We start from the raw sequence: 15,790 nt of genomic DNA, 5'->3' as shown, positions 1-15,790 counted from the left end.
CCCGAAACGAGCACGGGCGCACGGACACACCCGAGAGTGGTCCGTGCGCCCGTGGCTGCGGAGAGGAAACTAGACGATCAGGCCCGCGGTCTGCGTGCGTGCCTTCTCGAAACGAGCGGCAACGTCCGCCCAGTTCACGATGTTCCAGAAGGCCTTGACGTAGTCGCCCTTGACGTTCTGGTAGTCGAGGTAGAAGGCGTGCTCCCACATGTCGAGGAGCAGCAGCGGCGTGAGGCCGATCGGGATGTTGCCCTGCTGGTCGTACAGCTGGACGATGAGCAGGCGCTGGCCGATGGAGTCCCAGGCCAGGATGGACCAGCCGGAGCCCTGGATGGCGTTGGCGTTGGCCGAGAAGTGGTTGCGGAACGCGTCGAAGCCGCCGAACTGGTCGTCGATCGCGGCAGCGAGCTCACCGGTCGGCTTGTCGCCACCGTCGGGCGAGAGGTTGTTCCAGAAGACCGTGTGGTTGGTGTGGCCGCCCAAGTGGAAGGCGAGGTTCTTCTCGTGCAGGTTGACCACGGCGGGCAGGGTGTCCGACTCGCGGAGCTCGGCCAGCTTGTCGAGGGCCGTGTTGGCACCGGTCACGTACGCGGCGTGATGCTTGTCGTGATGCAGTTCCATGATCTTGCCGGAGATGTGCGGCTCGAGAGCTGCGTAGTCGTACGGGAGTTCCGGCAGCGTGTAAACAGACACGAGGGTCCCTTCATCTATGGGCGTGTGAGCCCTTGTGTTTCCGGGTGCCGACGACACGTGGGCACGCGTCTGACACCCGCCTTTGGCGAATCGTTCTCGGGTATATACCCAATCTCATTGGTACACCCTGCGCAACAGTTGGGGTCACCGAGCGATTCCCTCACAGGAAAGTTCGGGCACCCGAAAAAATGCTGACGAGGTGACACTGGATGTCGTGAGAATTCGTCCGACCGGTGAACGGAACCTTAAGCTGACGCGATGCCTTCGCTGATACCTGTTGCAGATTCGCATGCGGCCGCGCCGCGTGTGGAGCTCACGGGCGCGAATCTGCTCCGCTTCTTCGCAGTTCTGGCCGTGATCTACTCGCACATCTCGTTCTATCTGATCGACGACCTCGGAACCGGATGGTGGTTCATCGACGTCGTCTATCAAATCTTCATCGAGAGGGGCGGTCTCAACCAGCATCTGTCCTTTCTCGGGGTCGCCGTCTTCATGATGCTGACCGGGGTGTTGATCACCCGTTCGGCCATTCGTCACGAGCCCGGGCAATTTCTGTTCAACCGGCTCGGACGAATCCTGCCCGCATTCTGGGTGGCCGTTCTCGCCGCGATCGTGCTCGTCCGCCTCGGCATCAACGGCATGTTCAGCGGCCAGGACGGGGTGTCGAATGTCGACGCGGCCCTGAGTTTCGTGCTCGGCGGCTTCTTCCTCAAACCCGAGGTGGCGGTTCTCGGGGTCACCTGGACCCTCGCCGTGCAGATCTTCTTCTACCTCGCCTGCGTGGCCGCGCGCCCCGTGCTGCGCACCCTGCCCATCGCGATGCCGATGGCCGGCGCCGCGGTCTGCGCGCTGATCCTGCTCTACAACCTGTACGCGCCGCAGCCGTACACGGTCCCGATGCTGTCCAAGATCGCCGCGACGCTGCCTGCCGTGTTCCTCGGGCAGATCATCTACCTCGGCTGGGCCCGGCTCGCGGACTGCCGGTGGATCGTCGTCGCCGGGCTGGCCCAGGTCGAGGTCATCCGCCTCGCCACCGACTTCCGCGTGTACTGGGCGGGCGATCACTACCTCTGGACGTTCGCCGTCGTCACCGCGTGCGTCGTGCTGGTGGGCCGGTACGACGGTCCCGCGGCGCACTGGGCCGTCGTGCGGTGGACCGCGACGCGCAGCTACGCGATCTACCTCGTCCACACCCTGATCCTGTACCGCGTGTACGAGCACACGGTCGGCTCGTTCGGCGAGACCGGGGCGGTGATCGCATTCCTCGTGGTGACGGCACTGGTGTCGGAGGCGATGTACCGGTGGGTGGAGGTCCCCGCCACGGGGTGGGTGACCGCTCGCGTCGAGCGGATGCGCAGACAGTCGGCGCTCGCGCGGGAGACCACTCCGGCACCGCGCGTAGCATCGAATCATGTCTTGGTACGACGAGCTTCTGGGTCGAGCAGCCGCTAAGTCCGTGATGGTCACCGCCGAGGATGCCCTCCCCGGACGTAGTCAGCCGATTCCCGTTCCGGCGACGCACTTCGTCAACGGTCACCCCCTGCAACCCCCATTCCCCGAGGGCATGCAGACGGCGGTGCTGGGCATGGGATGTTTCTGGGGCGCCGAGAAGGAGTTCTGGCAACTCGACGGCGTCTACACCACCGCGGTGGGATACGCCGGCGGCTACACGCCCAACCCCACCTACGAGGAGACGTGCTCCGGTCGCACCGGTCACACCGAGGTCGTGCTCGTGGTCTTCGATCCGAAGGTGATCTCGTACGCCGAGATCCTCAAGGAGTTCTGGGAGAACCACGACCCCACGCAGGGCATGCGGCAGGGCAACGACCAGGGAACGCAATACCGTTCGGCCATCTACACGATCGACGAACAGCAGGTGGAGATCGCCGAGGCCACCGGTGAGGCCTTCGAGAAGAGGCTCGCCGACGCTGGATTCGGGGCGATCACCACGGAAATCGCCCCGCTCACGCAGTTCTACTACGCCGAGGACTACCACCAGCAGTACCTCGCGAAGAACCCCGGCGGTTACTGCCCCGTGCACGCCACCGGCGTCAGCTGCCCGGTCGGTCTGCTGAAGCAGGACGAGGTCCCGGCGCAGACCGACATCCTGCCGCCCTCGTAGTCCCTCCCGGTCTCAACCGCGGGTCGCGGACCATGTGAGCACCGCGGACGCCGCGATGGCGCTGACGGTGCGCACGTGGTTCCACCCGGTCCATCCCGACACGTAGTCGCGCCAGTACGCCGCCGAGTCGGCCGCGGTGGGGTCGATTCCGTCCAGCGCGTTGTTGTGCGGCACGTGATAGACGATGGTCAGCACGATTCCCACGAGATACAGCGCGCACGCGATCACCGCGTAGACGGCCGAACCGTCGTGCCGCACCACACTGACGACCGCGAGCACGATCGACGTCAGTGCGGTGCCGAACAGCGCCGTCATGAACCAGAAGTTCGGCGCCTCGCGGTTGATCGCCTGCATCGCCGCGATGCCCTGAGCCGGCTCCAGGCGACCGAGCCCGGTCATGATGAACGTGGAGAACGCGAACATCACGCCGCCCACCACGCCGGCGCCCACCGCCGTGACGATCGTCAGATAACGCTCCATTGGTCAGACCCTCCAGACACCGGCCGCTGCAGCGGCGCGGACGTAGTCGGTGAAGTCGCGGGGCGCGCGCCCCAGTGCGCGTTCCACCCCGTCGGTGAGTGACGCGTTGCGCCCGTCCAGCACTTCGTCGAACAGGTAGGTGAGCAGGCCGATCGCGTCGGACGGTACCCCCTGCCCGGCCAGCGCCGTCGAATACTCTTCCGAAGTGACTGGGGTGTACCGGATTTCACGACCCGTTGCCTTCGCGATCTCGGCGACGGCGTCACCGAACGACAACAACCGCGGCCCGGTCAGTTCGTACAGTTCGCCGGCGTGGCCGTCCCCGGTCAGAGCGGCGACGGCGATCTCGGCGAGATCGTCCGCGTCGACGAAGGGTTCGAGCACGTGCCCGTCGACGGGCAGTGCGAGGTCGCCCGCAAGCAGTGAGTCGAGCATGAAGCTCTCGCTGAAATTCTGGCTGAACCAACTGGACCGGAGGATCGTCCACTCGGCTCCCGCCTTGCGGATCGCGAGTTCGCTGCGCTCCGCCTCGGCTTCGCCGCGACCGGAGAGCAGGACGAGTCGCCGGGCGCCGTTCGCGACGGCCAGGCCCGCGAACTCCTCGACGACCTCCGCCGCTCCCGGCACCGCGAGATCCGGGTAGTAGGCGATGTACACCGAGGTGGTTCCTTCCAGCGCGGGCCGCCACGTGTCCCTGTTCTCCCAGTCGAACGGGGGACGGCCGGAGCGGGAACCGCCCCGGGAAGGTACTTCCGCGGCGGCGAGCCGGGTGAGGACGCGGCTGCCGATCTTGCCGGTGCCGGTGAGGACGAGTGTGTGCGGTGTCGTTGTCATGTCTTTCAGTCAAGACGGCGACGCCGAGACTTTCCATGGTTGAAACCCGCTGATCCATACGCGAGCGTCTACGGTGGATGTGTGGATCCCCTCGCCGGTCTCATCAGTGGTCCCCGCGCCGCAGGCGCGTTCGTGCTCCGCTCGATCATGGAACCGCCGTGGTCGCTGCAGATCGACGACCACGCGCCGCTCAGCCTCGTCGCGATGGGCCGGGGTGAGGCGTGGATCCTGCCGCACACCGGCGACCCGGTGCAGCTCACCGAGGGTGACGTCGCGATCGTTCGCGGACCCGAGCGCTACGTCGTCGCCGACCATCCGGACACTCCGCCGCACGTGATCATCAACCCGGACCAGAGCTGCACGACGCTCCGCGGGGAACCGCTCGCCGAGGCCATGGACCTCGGCGTGCGCACCTGGGGAAACAGTGCGGACGGCCGCACGGTCATGCTGACCGGGACGTACCAGACCCCGGGCGAGATCAGCATGCGACTGCTGACCGCGCTCCCGGAACTCGTCGTGCAGCGCCGCGCCGACTGGGACTCGCGGCTGGTCACCCTCATGCACGACGAAGTGGTGCGGGACGAACCCGGACAGGAAGCGGTGCTCGACCGTCTGCTCGACCTGCTGCTGATCGCGGTGCTGCGCGCCTGGTTCGCGCGGCCGGCGGCCGAGGCGCCGTCGTGGGTGCGGGCGCAGAGCGACCCGGTGGTGGGCAAGGCGATGCGCATCCTGCAGAACAACCCCTCCCGCCAGTGGACGGTGGAGTCGCTCGCCGCGGAAACCGGCATGTCGCGGGCAGCCCTCGCGCGACGATTCACGGACCTCGTCGGCGAACCGCCCATGACATTCCTCGCCGGCTGGCGGCTGTCCCTGGCCGCGGATCTGCTCCGCGAACCCGACGCCACGGTCGCGTCGGTGGCCCAGCGGGTGGGGTACGGGAGCGGATTCGCGCTGAGTGCGGCGTTCAAACGCGTGCGCGGAGTGAGCCCCAAGGAGCATCGTGAGATGGCGGGGAGCAGATGAGTGTATTACGGCACAGTGCCCAAAGACACACCGGATTGACTTGATCTTGTTTGCCTTGCGTACGACCCTGGATGGTAGGGAATTGTCGGCGAGAGGACCGGATCCGGAATGTGGAACAACTCTCAAGCACGGGCACTGCGTAAGCGGTCGGCCCGTCAGCGGCACAACCCGCTACTCCGGCGCTCGGACCGGATCGAGAACATGCTCACCCTCGCGGTCGTGGTGCTCGCGTTCGCGATGCTCCCCCTGGCCATCCTCGTGGGTGCCCGGACCATCGACAGTCAGCTGACGCTGGCGGAGAAGCAAGTCGCGGACTACCGCACCGTCTCCGCCACCACGCTCGCCGACTCCACCGGCGTGTCCGTCACCTCCGACGTCGCACCGTCGGGCGTCGACACCGCCCCCGCCAAGTGGACGTGGGGCAACGAAACCCGCCACGCCGACATCACCGTCGACCCCGCCACGCCTTCGGGAACGAAGGAAGACATCTGGGTCAACGCCGACGGCAACCTCACCACCGAACCGATGTCGCCGTCCGCGGCACGAGTCGCCGGCGTGATCGCCGGGATGTTCACCTGGTTCGCGGTGATGATGATCGCGCTGTCCGGCTTCCTCATCTGCCGCGCCTCCCTGAACCGCGCCCGCGACGCGCAGTGGGACCGCGACCTCCGACAGTTCCTGGATTCGACCACCCGGCACTGAGCCCGCTCAGCTGATCGAGCCCCTGAACTCGACCGCCTGCTGCGCAGCCTGCGTGGTGACAGCGATGTCGGCGACCGGGTAGACGTGAAACTCGAAGAAAGGTCCGAATTTCGTCGGACCGTCCAAGATGTCGTTCGGGTCATCCGCCTCGACGAAGGCGAATCCCCCGGTTCCGTCCAGGCGCCCGAGGAAATGATGGAAGGTCGCCCCTTCCGCCGGCGTCCATCTCGCGAACACTTCCAGGCTCCGCCGCGCAGCTGCCTCGTTCTCGGCGGCGGACCCACCGTCACGCAGCGTCCAGGTAATCACGTACTTCATTGCACCCTCCCGAGGGCGTGCCGGGATCAGCTCGCAGGGACCGCGCCGAGCTGCTGAAGGAATCCGAGTGTGTCCCACACCTGCCAGGCCTCGGCGATCTTGCCGTCCGCCAGACGATGGATCTCGTTCTTCCGATCGTTGTTCATCTCCTCGTAGAATCGACGCACTACCGCTTCTTCCGCAGAACCCATGACAACCTCCGGCGCACTCGAGTGACACGGCCGTTCCGGCCGTACTTCGAGCTTTCCACCGGTGGAAAGGGAACGGAATGTTGCTGAGCACGCCGAATGACCCGGGCAGTCGTCGAGCGGAGGGGTGATGGGCGCGGAGTCCCGACTACGTGATCTGGGGCTGGTGCTGCCCCGCGCCGTCCAGCTGCCGCCGGGGGTGGAGTTGCCGTTCAGCTGGGTACGCGTGCACGGCCGCAGAGTGCTCGTGTCCGGACACGGGCCGCTCGCCGAGGACGGCACACCCGCCGGACCGTTCGGCTCCGTTCCCGCCGACGTGTCGGCCGCCGACGCCACGCACTCCGCCCGGCTCACCGCCCTCGCGGTGCTGGCAGGGGTTCGCCGCGCGGTGGGCGATCTCGACCGCATCGGTGCGTGGCTCACCGTCACGGGGTTCGTCAACGCCGAACCGGGCTACGACCACACGACCGCGGTGCTCAACGGATTCTCCGAGGTAGTGCTCGACGTATTCGGCCCGGACGTCGGCGACCACGCCCGGACGGCGATCGGGGTGGCCGCGCTGCCCCTGAATCTTCCCGTCGTCGTGGCCGCCGAACTCGAGCTCGCCTAGCTCAGTTGCGGAACAACCTCACTGGCGACCAGTTCCAGGTGGTCGAGGTCGCTGAGATCGAGGGTCTGCAGGTAGATCCGCTGTGACCCGGCCTCGGCGTAGCGGCCGATCTTGTCGACGAGCTCGGCGGGCGACCCGGCGAGTCCGTTCTCCCGCAGCTCGCTCACTTCGCGTCCGATGTTCATGGCGCGTGTCGCGATCTCCTCCTCGGTGCGCCCGCAGCACAGGACGAGCGCGTTGGAATACACCAACTCGGTGGGGTCGCGATCGATGGACTTGCACGCGAGCCGGACCCGTTCGAACACGTCCCGCGTCTCGTCGACGGACTGGAACGGGACGTTGAATTCGTCCGCGTACTTCGCGGCCAGGGCGGGCGTCTTCTTCTTGCCGGTGCCGCCGATCAGGACGGGCGGACCCTGCGGCTGTCGCGGCTTCGGGAGCGCGGGCGAATCCTTGATCGTCAGGTGCGTCCCGTCGTAGGAGAAGGACTCACCGAGCGGAGTGCGCCACAGCCCCGTGATGACGGCGAGGGATTCCTCGAGCCGCTCGAACCGCTCCTTCAGTGGCGGGAACGGGATGCCGTACGCCTGGTGCTCCTCCTCGTACCAGCCGGCGCCGATGCCGAGGTCGACGCGGCCGCCGCTCATCTGATCGACCTGCGCCACCGAGATCGCCAGCGGTCCGGGATGCCGGAACGTCGCGGACGTGACGAGGGTGCCGAGACGGATCGTGGACGTCTCGCGTGCGAGACCCGCCAGCGTGATCCACGCATCGGTCGGTCCGGGAAGGCCCTCGGTGTTCATGGCCAGGTAGTGATCGGACCGGAAGAACGCGCCGTATCCGAAACGTTCGGCGGCCTGCGCCACCGCCAGAAGATCGTCGTAGGTGGCACCCTGCTGGGGTTCGGTAAAGATTCGCAACTCCATGTGAACCACTCTGCCCGATCCGTGATCGGTACGCTGATTTCATGGCGAAGATCCCACTGAACCTGCCGAAACCGCTGGCCGACAAGCTGCCCGACGCGTTCGGGGGCAGCAGCGCCGGCGTGGTGCCGGTGGTCCGGCTGCAGGGCATGATCGCGTCCGGCGGAGCAGGTTTCGGGCGCGTGCTGAGCGCGGAATCCGTCGAGGAACCGCTGCGCCGCGCGTTCACCACGCACGGTGCGAAAGCGGTGGCGCTGCTGATCAACAGTCCCGGCGGGTCGCCGACGCAGAGCGAATACATCGCCGCCCGCATCCGTCAGCTCGCCACCGAACACGAACTGCCCGTGCTCGCGTTCTGCGAAGACGTCGTTGCGTCCGGCGGCTACTGGCTGGCCTGCGCGGCCGACGAGATCTACGCGACCGCCACGTCGGTGGTCGGCTCCGTCGGTGTGATCTCGGCGGGCTTCGGGTTCTCCGAACTGATCGACCGCCTGGGCATCGAACGGCGGCTGCATTCGGCCGGCGAGGCGAAGGCCCGCCTCGACCCGTTCTTCGCGGAGAAGTCCGAGGACGTGCAGTGGCTCGAACAGATCCAGGAAGGTATCCACGACGAATTCCGCGACTGGGTGGTCGGCCGCCGTGGGGACAAGCTGAAGGCGGACGGGGCCGAGCTGTTCAACGGCGACGTCTGGCTGGGGCGCCGCGCCGTCGAGCTCGGCATCGTCGACGGGATCGGCACGCTGCGCGAGGTGGTGGAGAAGCGGTTCCCCGACGCCACCCTCGAGATGACCGGGCCGCGCCGCTCGTTGTTCGCGAAGCTCGGGCTGCCCGCCGCGAGCTGGGACGAGGTGGCCGCCGCGATCGTCGGTGCGGCCAGTGCCCGTGTCGCGTGGTCGCGGTACGGGCGGTAACTACTTCGGCACGACTACCCCGACCGGGCCCGCGCCGATGCACAGCGACAGGTCCGGGGTCAGGGTGCTCACCCGCACGCTCTGCCCGCCGCCGGTGAGCCGCACGAACACCGAATTCGGGCCGCGCTGCACCGGCACCCGCACCGGGCTGCCGACCTCCATCGCGACGGCGATCTCACCGTCCGCGGTGGCCATGTAGTTGAGCTGCGCAGTCCACTCCCAGCCGGTCAGCGGTCCGTCGAGGGGAAGGGACACGAAACTGCGCTGATCCACCAGGTTCCCGCAGTCCGGGACGGGTCCGGGCTCGATCGCGCGCACCCACGTGACCTGGGCGTCGACCACCGAACCGTCGTCGTCGATCATCCGGAGGTCGGGGGTGCTGTCGGAGAACTCGGGGCGGTCCCGCAGCGGGGCGAACACCCGGCTCACCAGATTGTTCGGGTACGCCACCGGCAACAGCACCCAGATGGACGCGGGCTGCTGGAGGATCGGCGCGTCGTCCCGTTCGGCGAGCGACGCACGCGCGGTCGCGAGGTAGGCCGTGGTCGGGTTCTCCTCCCAGCTGCGGGTGAACGTGTACGTCGACCACAGGCTGCTCGCGACGAACGCGACCACGGCGGTGACGGCCACCAGCGGCCGCACCCGGACGGGGTCGGCGCGTCGTCGGGGTGCGCGGGCGATCAGCGCGACGGCGATCGCGAGGATCACCGCGGTGTCCGTGAAGTAGCGCAGCGTCTGCGCGAGTTCGTAGGTGGTGTCCGCGCCCCACCGGGTGACGACCATCGCCGTCACCGACAGCAGAAAGTACGCGGCCGTGAGGATCCACACCCAGCCGATACGGCGCTTCAGCCGGGCCGTCGTGACCACCGCCGCGACGAGGACCACCCAGCCGACCACCTCCAGCGCCGTCGACGGGGACGCCCACGGGGGACTCGGAATCCACCGGTCCCACGTCCACGGCCCTCCCACGAACGTGGGCAACAACCCGAGCGACGTGCCGTGGTGGAACAGTTCGAACGCACGCGACGCGCCCGCCCATTCCCACTGCGACGCGACGGTCGAGAAATAGAACGCCGCCCACACCGCCAGCACCGCCGCCGACGAGACCCAGAGGGCCGCACCTCGCCGCAGCGTCGACCGCACCGGCCGCTCCCGCTCCCCGACGTACGCGAGCAGCGCCACGGTCGCGAACGCGACGAACGGGACCACGACCGACTTCTCGAAGAACAGCAGCGACGCGATCAGCACGAGCGTGCCCGACACCGCGTACCGCCGCCGCCCGGTGCGGCACAACTCGAGGGCGTCGCGCGCCACCCACGCCAGCGCGATCTGCAGCGGCAGTGCGTTGAGCGCCGCCGCCCACCACGCGAACGCCGGCACGGTCAGCGGAGAGAACAGATAGATCGCCAGCGGAACCAGCAGGACCGGACGTGGCCCGAGGATCGTGCGAAGCAGCCGGAAGACCGCATACGACGCCACCGCCTGCAGCGCGATCATCGTCAGCATCGGCAGGATCCACTCGTACGGCGCCAACCGCGTCGCGATACCCGCCACCAGGAAGGCCCCGGGCATGAGGTGACCGTCGTGGTCGTAGAGCAGCAGGTCGGCGGTGAGCAGCGGGAGGCTTCCGCCGCGCCCGGCGAGGATCAGATCGTCCCAGTAGAAGTCGCTGTTCGCGGCCACCCACGTCCGCACGAGAAGTTGCACCACGACAAGGGCGGCGGCCACCTGGAGGACACGGGCGGGCCCGAGGTGCCACCGCGATCCGACGTCGTCCGTCATCGTTTTCCGAGATTACAGATCAGGTGGAACCAAACCGCGCCGGGCTGCGTCAGATCAAGTGTCGGGGCATTTTCGCCCCGGCACAGGTGGGGGAGACGACGGCCGGTCCGGAGTTCTCGGGTCGCTTCGCGGGCGATCCGAACTGGAGGGGTAATTCCGGGCCGAGCCGTCGGCCACCGAGTGGTGATTGTTCACCGAGCTGCGATGTCAAATTCATCCACCGTTGTGGACCGTTCATCCGAAGCTGTCAACAATCACGGATTCGCATGCGCTCTGACCTGTGTATGAGCACTCCTCACACTGTCCATAACTGTGTATGAACCTGTGGAAACTGTGGATAACTCGGCATTTTCCGTGGTGCAGCTCACACATTCTCCCCAAAAAGGACGATTCGGTCGTGGGCTGCCCGCATTCGCGGGTCGTGACAGAATCGGCAATGTGAAGTGGGTGCGGAGGGGATGAGCGTCGTCGTTCAGGTGTGCGCGCGATGCGCGGCTCGGTGGCCGGTCCTCGGCTCCCCGGCGCAGTGGTGCCCCCGCTGCCACGGTGTGCTGCTCGCCCCCGTTCGCACCGACCAGCACCAGCCACCCGCGAGCCGGGGATTCCACTGGATCGCGCGATCCCCGCTGCGGCGGAGCGGCCTCGCGGCCGAGCCGTCGGCGCCGAGCCCCACCCCGCACTACACCGAGATCCCCCGCTGGGGACTCCACGATCACGTCGAGACCGCCTCCGCGCGCCGCGACTGGCCGGAACTGCTCGCCGGCAAGGCGGCCTTCTTCCTCGCCCTCACCGCCGGTCTGTACGCGTTCGCCGTGTTCGCCGAACTGGGCCGATACGCCGTGCTCCTTCGCAACCGGACCCGGCTGATCGATCCCACCCTGCTCGTCGTGTCCGACATCGCGGTGTTCCTCGGCCAGGCCGGCGGGATGCTCCTCGCGCTGCTGTCGGGCATCGGCGGTGTGTGCTGGTTGCTGCGGATGCGTCGCCGCACGTTCGCCCGTGCCAAGACGTCCGACCCGCGCACCCCCACCGAGGTGATCGTCGGTTGCGCGGTGCCGGGCCTGAACCTGGTGATGCCGGGTGTGTACCTGCTCGAGGTGATTCGCCGCGACCCCCGCGCCGTCCTGCTCGTCCGGGCCTGGTGGAGCCTGTGGGTATTCGGCGCGGTGCTCGTCGTCTTCAACTGGTTCTGGCGGTCCAGGCCCGGACTGCAGGCCATGGCGGACGGTGTCCTGCTGGCCGCCTTCACGGCGCTGGTCGCCTCCGCGACGGCCGTACTCGCACTGATGGTGCTCCGACGACTCGAGGGCCGGACGCTGAAGGGTGCGAAGGAACCCGTCACCCACTGGGTGATCGCCACCGACCCGCCGCAGCAGAAGGACGCGGAGAAGGCTACCGAGAAGTCCGTGGAGAAGACTCCCGCGGCCGGCGACCGGGAAGCCGTCGCGTCGTGAGCCCCGACCGGCGCGGACCCCTGGTCGTGGCGCACCGCGGCGCATCCGCGGCCATGCCGGAACACACGCTCGCCGCGTACGAGCTGGCGCTGGAAGAGGGCGCGGACGGACTGGAATGCGACGTGCGGCTCACCCGCGACGGCCACCTCGTGTGCGTCCACGACCGCACCGTCGACCGGACGTCCACCGGAACCGGCGTCGTCAGCGAGATGACCCTCGAAGAGCTCGCGGAATTCAATTACGGCACGGAAGACGAGCCGGCTGAACTCCTCGAGCTGAGTGCGCTGATCGCACTCACCCTGGACTGGTCGGCGCGCCCGGTGAAACTCTTCATCGAAACCAAGCACCCCGTGCGTTTCGGCGGCCTCGTCGAGAGCAAGGTGCTCGCCGAACTGCAACGCTTCGGCATCGCAGCGCCGCCGTCCGCCGACCACTCCCGAGCCGTCGTGATGTCGTTCTCCGCCGGAGCGGTGTGGCGGATCCGCCGGTCGGCGCCGATGCTCCCGACCGTCCTGCTCGGCGAATCCGCCCGGTACCTCGGCGGGGGAGCCGCGACCACCGTCGGCGCCACCGCGGTCGGTCCGTCGGTGAAGACGCTGCACGAACACCCGGACATCGTCGACAAGGCCGCCGCCGCAGGACGAGCCACCTACTGCTGGACCGTCGACAACCGCAGCGACGTCGAACTGTGCCGCGAACTCGGGGTCAGCTGGGTGGCCACCAACCACCCCGGCCGCACCAAGAAGTGGCTGGCGTCCTGACCGGACCGGCGTCGGCGTGTAGGTTTTGGCGTCGTGGCAAAGAAGAGCAAGAGAAACAGTGGTCCGAAGCCCGGTAGTGCCCGCGCCGAGAAGCTCGCGCAGCGGCAGGCGGAACGGGAGAGCGCCGCAGCGGCCGTGACCCGGCCGTTCGAAGGCCTCGCCGCCGAATGCGATCTGGTGGCGCTGCGCGAGTTCGTCCCGTCGGCGACCGCCCCGCTGCCCGTCAAGGATTCGTCCCGCCCGGTGACCCTCGCGACCGTGCTGCCCGGTGCCGTCGCGGCGCTGGTCCGCGACGAGGGCGACAGTGCAACCGGGTTCGTCGGTGTGCAGGTCCAGGCGCATTCCGCGGATCTCGGCGCCGATCTGGCCGCGTCCGTCGCCTGGGTCCGTGACGCCGCGGCCGGTGAATCGCTGGCCTCCGCCAACCCCGGATCCGACACCCCGGCACTGGCCGACGTGATCGACGCGGACGCACCGCTCGACATCACCGTGCACCAGGATTTCAACTGGTGGATCCCCGAAGGCGTGGAGCCGGCCCCCGAGGTCGCGACCACCGTGCAGCACGCGAATGCGGCGATCATGCCGTCCGCGCGCGTCGAGGCCGAGGGTGTCGTCGCGGCGTGGTGGGTCGATGCGGGCGAGAAGGCGCACATCCGCTGGGTGCGCCCGGAGAACGAGGACGATCTGATGCTGGCCCTGGCGCGCGTGCACGCGACCGGCGGCCTCCACCTCGGTGAGGGTTCGCGCTACGCCGGGTCGTTCCGGACACACGGACTGCTGGTCCCGGTGTTCGACCTGGACCGCGAAAAGCACGCGAACGAGTGGGCCGCCGCCACCGTCGAACTCGGTCAGCGACTGGCCGAAGCGCTCGCCGTCGACGCGCCGCTGACCACCGAGGAGCGTCGCGCCCGCGACGGACTGCGCGGCCGTCAGGTCACGTTGCGATAGGGCCTTCGGGCCCGTGCGCCTTTCTGGTAGCAACCACAACCAGAAAGGCGCACGGGCGGCGGAGCCGCCTAGATGGAACCGCCGGCTGCGTGCGGTGCCCCGGACGTGTCTGCGGGGCCGCTCATCTCACGTGCGACGAACTCCTCCAGGTCGAACAGGTTGCTGCCCGCGCGGTCGGCGATGGTCAGCAGCGTCGTCATGCTGGCGACCTCCTCGACCTGCTCCTTGAGGAACCACTGCATGAACTGCTCGCCGAGGTAGTCGCCCTCCTCGCGGGCGGTGCTGGCCAGCTGCACGATCTGCTCGGTGACCGTCTGCTCCTGCGTCAGGGCGAGGGCGATCGGCTCGCGTGCGTTCTCGAACTGGCCCTTCGCCGCGTCGACACCCGACAGTTCCACGGAGATGTCGCGGTCGAGGAAGTACTGGACGATCATCATGGCGTGGTTGCGCTCTTCGACGGCCTGCTTGTAGAAGTGCTTGGCCAACTGCGGCAGGTCCGCATTGTCGAAATAGACGGCAGTCGCGATGTACTGGTGTGACGCGTTGAATTCGTTGCGAATCTGGTCGTGGAGCAGAGCATGGAATTTCGTCTTGTGCGCGTCAGTGGAAGTCATGAAATGGATAATATCGCTGGTCAGAGCGGGTGTCATCCAAGTTCGACCTAATTTTGGGAAGCTTGTCCAAACTAAAGTCAACCTAATTTCGGGACCATTCTGATGTCATTTTCCTAACCTGAACTGGCGGCGGATCCCCGACAGGAACGAGGCAAACCACGTCGGCGGGGCCTCGCCCGTGTATAAAATTCACAGCGTTCTGACGGCGCGGCCCGGAGGGGCAGACACATGGTGAGTCGATCCGGTGCGTGGCTAGCGTTGATTCTCGGTGCCCTTTTCCTTGGGGCGGCGATTCCGGCCCCGGCGCAGGCCGAACCGTTGTATCCGTGGCCGGATCCCGACCCGTTCTATCTCGCTCCGGCCGACCTCGGGGTCCTTCGTCCCGGCGACGTCGTGCGGACGCGGCGAATCGACACCTGGATGTACGCGAACTCGGACGGGTGGCAGGTCGCGTTCCGGTCGACGAATTCGACGGGACATCCGATCCTGGCCGTCACCACGGTTCTGCTTCCTCGCGGTGTTGCGAATCCTCCGCTCGTGTCGTATCAGGCGATCGTGAATTCGCTCGGAACCAAGTGCGCTCCGTCGCGGTCGTTGTTCAATCTGGAACTGCAGGAGTCGCCGGGCCTGTATCTGGGTCTGCAACGCGGCTGGGCGGTCTCGGTGCCCGACCATCTCGGCCCGACCGGCGCCTACGGTGCCGCGAAACTCGGCGGCATGATCACCCTCGACAGTGTCCGGGCGGTGCAGCGTGTGGCCGAACTGGGGTTGTCGCACAGCCCCGTAGCGCTGGCCGGGTATTCGGGTGGGGGAATGGCCAGCGCGTGGGCCGCGGCGCTGGCCCCGAGTTATGCGCCGGAGCTGAAACTCGACGCGGTGGTGGCGGGTGGGATTCCCGCGGACCTCGAGCAGATGGCCCAGGGCCTGGGATTCAATCCGCACCCGGGGTTCGGGCTCGCGTTCGCTGCCGCGATCGGCTTGGAAAGGGAATACCCGGAACAGCTACCGATTTCGTCGCAGCTGAACGCGACCGGACTGTGGCTGCGCGAGTGGATGTCGAACGAATGCCGCCGGTTCCTACTGTTTCACGGCGCCTTCCGCAGCGCCGGACAGCTGGCCGCATCGACCAGCCTCATGGCGAGTTCGGGCGCGCATCAGGTGCTGCGCGACAACAGTCTGCGGTACTTCGAAGGTGTACCGACCGCACCCCTCTACCTGTGGCACGGCACCCTCGACGGGCTGACGCCGTTCGATTCGATTGCCGAGACCGCGCACCGCTACTGCGCCGCCGGCGCCAGACTGACGTTCGTCCCGTACGAGATATCCGAGCACATGACGACGGCAGTGGTGGGCTTTCCGGACGCGTACGAATACGTGGCCGCGCGGTTCCGCGGCGAACCGGCGCCCACCCGCTGCTGACCCGACAG

Annotated in this window: 18 protein-coding genes; 10 read left to right on the top strand and 8 right to left on the bottom strand. The window is 67.6% G+C overall.

Annotation, left to right across the window (positions count from 1 at the left end; translation table 11 throughout):
• Positions 1 to 69: 69 nt before the first annotated feature.
• The gene (locus tag ACNJ7E_RS33440; protein ID WP_012691075.1) at positions 70 to 693 is read right to left on the bottom strand and encodes a superoxide dismutase; all 624 of its coding nucleotides are present in this window, start codon (positions 691 to 693) and stop codon (positions 70 to 72) included.
• 258 nt (positions 694 to 951) lie between these two features.
• On the opposite strand from ACNJ7E_RS33440, the gene ACNJ7E_RS33435 reads away from it, so the two are divergent.
• Positions 952 to 2,145, top strand: a complete 1,194-nt coding sequence (locus tag ACNJ7E_RS33435) for an acyltransferase family protein (protein WP_280781912.1) — start codon at positions 952 to 954, stop codon at positions 2,143 to 2,145.
• Entirely contained in the window at positions 2,105 to 2,815 is a 711-nt protein-coding gene (msrA, locus tag ACNJ7E_RS33430) for a peptide-methionine (S)-S-oxide reductase MsrA (RefSeq protein WP_418341921.1), read from the top strand. The genes ACNJ7E_RS33435 and msrA overlap by 41 nt, the downstream gene beginning before the upstream one ends.
• Positions 2,816 to 2,827: 12 nt before the next feature.
• Here the strand turns inward: msrA and ACNJ7E_RS33425 are convergent, their stop codons facing one another.
• Positions 2,828 to 3,295 (bottom strand): anthrone oxygenase family protein, encoded by a 468-nt coding sequence (locus ACNJ7E_RS33425; RefSeq protein ID WP_418341920.1) that lies wholly within the window; start codon positions 3,293 to 3,295, stop codon positions 2,828 to 2,830.
• Positions 3,296 to 3,298: 3 nt separating this feature from the next.
• Positions 3,299 to 4,129, bottom strand: coding sequence for a Rossmann-fold NAD(P)-binding domain-containing protein (locus ACNJ7E_RS33420; RefSeq protein WP_418341919.1), 831 nt, complete (start codon positions 4,127 to 4,129; stop codon positions 3,299 to 3,301).
• An 81-nt stretch (positions 4,130 to 4,210) separates the two neighbouring features.
• Here ACNJ7E_RS33420 and ACNJ7E_RS33415 point away from each other — a divergent pair, with 81 nt between their 5' ends.
• Complete coding sequence (locus ACNJ7E_RS33415) at positions 4,211 to 5,152, top strand: AraC family transcriptional regulator (protein WP_037228289.1); 942 nt, start codon at positions 4,211 to 4,213, stop codon at positions 5,150 to 5,152.
• 108 nt (positions 5,153 to 5,260) lie between these two features.
• A complete protein-coding gene (locus tag ACNJ7E_RS33410) occupies positions 5,261 to 5,854 on the top strand; it encodes an Rv1733c family protein (RefSeq protein WP_280781908.1) in 594 nt (197 codons plus the stop codon).
• A 6-nt stretch (positions 5,855 to 5,860) separates the two neighbouring features.
• Here ACNJ7E_RS33410 and ACNJ7E_RS33405 read toward each other — a convergent pair whose 3' ends face one another.
• The gene (locus ACNJ7E_RS33405) at positions 5,861 to 6,172 is read right to left on the bottom strand and encodes a DUF3303 domain-containing protein (protein WP_005562556.1); all 312 of its coding nucleotides are present in this window, start codon (positions 6,170 to 6,172) and stop codon (positions 5,861 to 5,863) included.
• A 26-nt stretch (positions 6,173 to 6,198) separates the two neighbouring features.
• Positions 6,199 to 6,363: a hypothetical protein gene (locus tag ACNJ7E_RS33400; protein ID WP_280781907.1), complete on the bottom strand. Its 165-nt coding sequence runs from the start codon at positions 6,361 to 6,363 to the stop codon at positions 6,199 to 6,201.
• Between the two features lie 127 nt (positions 6,364 to 6,490).
• Here ACNJ7E_RS33400 and ACNJ7E_RS33395 point away from each other — a divergent pair, with 127 nt between their 5' ends.
• Positions 6,491 to 6,970, top strand: a complete 480-nt coding sequence (locus tag ACNJ7E_RS33395) for a RidA family protein (protein ID WP_418341918.1) — start codon at positions 6,491 to 6,493, stop codon at positions 6,968 to 6,970.
• Here the strand turns inward: ACNJ7E_RS33395 and ACNJ7E_RS33390 are convergent.
• The gene (locus ACNJ7E_RS33390; protein ID WP_418341917.1) at positions 6,967 to 7,896 is read right to left on the bottom strand and encodes an LLM class F420-dependent oxidoreductase; all 930 of its coding nucleotides are present in this window, start codon (positions 7,894 to 7,896) and stop codon (positions 6,967 to 6,969) included. The genes ACNJ7E_RS33395 and ACNJ7E_RS33390 overlap by 4 nt on opposite strands.
• Positions 7,897 to 7,937: 41 nt before the next feature.
• On the opposite strand from ACNJ7E_RS33390, the gene ACNJ7E_RS33385 reads away from it, so the two are divergent.
• The gene (locus ACNJ7E_RS33385) at positions 7,938 to 8,804 is read left to right on the top strand and encodes a S49 family peptidase (protein WP_105414054.1); all 867 of its coding nucleotides are present in this window, start codon (positions 7,938 to 7,940) and stop codon (positions 8,802 to 8,804) included.
• On the opposite strand, the gene ACNJ7E_RS33380 is transcribed toward ACNJ7E_RS33385, so the two are convergent.
• Entirely contained in the window at positions 8,805 to 10,586 is a 1,782-nt protein-coding gene (locus tag ACNJ7E_RS33380; protein ID WP_418341916.1) for a hypothetical protein, read from the bottom strand.
• Between the two features lie 458 nt (positions 10,587 to 11,044).
• Between ACNJ7E_RS33380 and ACNJ7E_RS33375 the strand changes: the two genes are divergently transcribed.
• The 3 genes from ACNJ7E_RS33375 to ACNJ7E_RS33365 are packed head-to-tail and all read left to right on the top strand — an operon-like array spanning position 11,045 to position 13,749.
• The gene (locus ACNJ7E_RS33375; RefSeq protein WP_418341915.1) at positions 11,045 to 12,040 is read left to right on the top strand and encodes a DUF4328 domain-containing protein; all 996 of its coding nucleotides are present in this window, start codon (positions 11,045 to 11,047) and stop codon (positions 12,038 to 12,040) included.
• Positions 12,037 to 12,801: a glycerophosphodiester phosphodiesterase gene (locus tag ACNJ7E_RS33370; RefSeq protein ID WP_037228268.1), complete on the top strand. Its 765-nt coding sequence runs from the start codon at positions 12,037 to 12,039 to the stop codon at positions 12,799 to 12,801. Before ACNJ7E_RS33375 ends, ACNJ7E_RS33370 begins: the two co-directional genes overlap by 4 nt.
• A 33-nt stretch (positions 12,802 to 12,834) precedes the next feature.
• Positions 12,835 to 13,749, top strand: coding sequence for a DUF5926 family protein (locus ACNJ7E_RS33365; protein WP_120659927.1), 915 nt, complete (start codon positions 12,835 to 12,837; stop codon positions 13,747 to 13,749).
• Between the two features lie 68 nt (positions 13,750 to 13,817).
• Here the strand turns inward: ACNJ7E_RS33365 and ACNJ7E_RS33360 are convergent, their stop codons facing one another.
• Complete coding sequence (locus ACNJ7E_RS33360; protein ID WP_280781901.1) at positions 13,818 to 14,363, bottom strand: ferritin; 546 nt, start codon at positions 14,361 to 14,363, stop codon at positions 13,818 to 13,820.
• A gap of 228 nt (positions 14,364 to 14,591) precedes the next feature.
• On the opposite strand from ACNJ7E_RS33360, the gene ACNJ7E_RS33355 reads away from it, so the two are divergent.
• Positions 14,592 to 15,782 carry a lipase family protein gene (locus tag ACNJ7E_RS33355; protein WP_280781900.1) on the top strand — a complete coding sequence of 397 codons (1,191 nt, stop codon included), beginning with the start codon at positions 14,592 to 14,594 and terminating at the stop codon, positions 15,780 to 15,782.
• Positions 15,783 to 15,790: the final 8 nt, after the last annotated feature.

The organism is Rhodococcus mengyinensis (genome assembly GCF_048381435.1).
In the GTDB taxonomy this organism is placed as follows: Bacteria; Actinomycetota; Actinomycetes; order Mycobacteriales; family Mycobacteriaceae; genus Rhodococcus_F; species Rhodococcus_F opacus_D.
The sequence above is the reverse complement of the archived record's forward strand: the minus strand, read 5'-3'. Positions and strand labels throughout refer to the sequence as shown.

Excerpts from the sequence above, each read along its gene's own strand:
- ACNJ7E_RS33435 (WP_280781912.1), top strand. The coding sequence starts at position 952 with ATGCCTTCGCTGATACCTGTTGCAGATTCGCATGCGGCCGCGCCGCGT.
- msrA (WP_418341921.1), top strand. The coding sequence starts at position 2,105 with ATGTCTTGGTACGACGAGCTTCTGGGTCGAGCAGCCGCTAAGTCCGTG.
- ACNJ7E_RS33425 (WP_418341920.1), bottom strand. The coding sequence starts at position 3,295 with ATGGAGCGTTATCTGACGATCGTCACGGCGGTGGGCGCCGGCGTGGTG.
- ACNJ7E_RS33420 (WP_418341919.1), bottom strand. The coding sequence starts at position 4,129 with ATGACAACGACACCGCACACACTCGTCCTCACCGGCACCGGCAAGATC.
- ACNJ7E_RS33410 (WP_280781908.1), top strand. The coding sequence starts at position 5,261 with ATGTGGAACAACTCTCAAGCACGGGCACTGCGTAAGCGGTCGGCCCGT.
- ACNJ7E_RS33405 (WP_005562556.1), bottom strand. The coding sequence starts at position 6,172 with ATGAAGTACGTGATTACCTGGACGCTGCGTGACGGTGGGTCCGCCGCC.
- ACNJ7E_RS33400 (WP_280781907.1), bottom strand. The coding sequence starts at position 6,363 with ATGGGTTCTGCGGAAGAAGCGGTAGTGCGTCGATTCTACGAGGAGATG.
- ACNJ7E_RS33395 (WP_418341918.1), top strand. The coding sequence starts at position 6,491 with ATGGGCGCGGAGTCCCGACTACGTGATCTGGGGCTGGTGCTGCCCCGC.
- ACNJ7E_RS33390 (WP_418341917.1), bottom strand. The coding sequence starts at position 7,896 with ATGGAGTTGCGAATCTTTACCGAACCCCAGCAGGGTGCCACCTACGAC.
- ACNJ7E_RS33385 (WP_105414054.1), top strand. The coding sequence starts at position 7,938 with ATGGCGAAGATCCCACTGAACCTGCCGAAACCGCTGGCCGACAAGCTG.
- ACNJ7E_RS33380 (WP_418341916.1), bottom strand. The coding sequence starts at position 10,586 with ATGACGGACGACGTCGGATCGCGGTGGCACCTCGGGCCCGCCCGTGTC.
- ACNJ7E_RS33375 (WP_418341915.1), top strand. The coding sequence starts at position 11,045 with ATGAGCGTCGTCGTTCAGGTGTGCGCGCGATGCGCGGCTCGGTGGCCG.
- ACNJ7E_RS33360 (WP_280781901.1), bottom strand. The coding sequence starts at position 14,363 with ATGACTTCCACTGACGCGCACAAGACGAAATTCCATGCTCTGCTCCAC.
- ACNJ7E_RS33355 (WP_280781900.1), top strand. The coding sequence starts at position 14,592 with ATGGTGAGTCGATCCGGTGCGTGGCTAGCGTTGATTCTCGGTGCCCTT.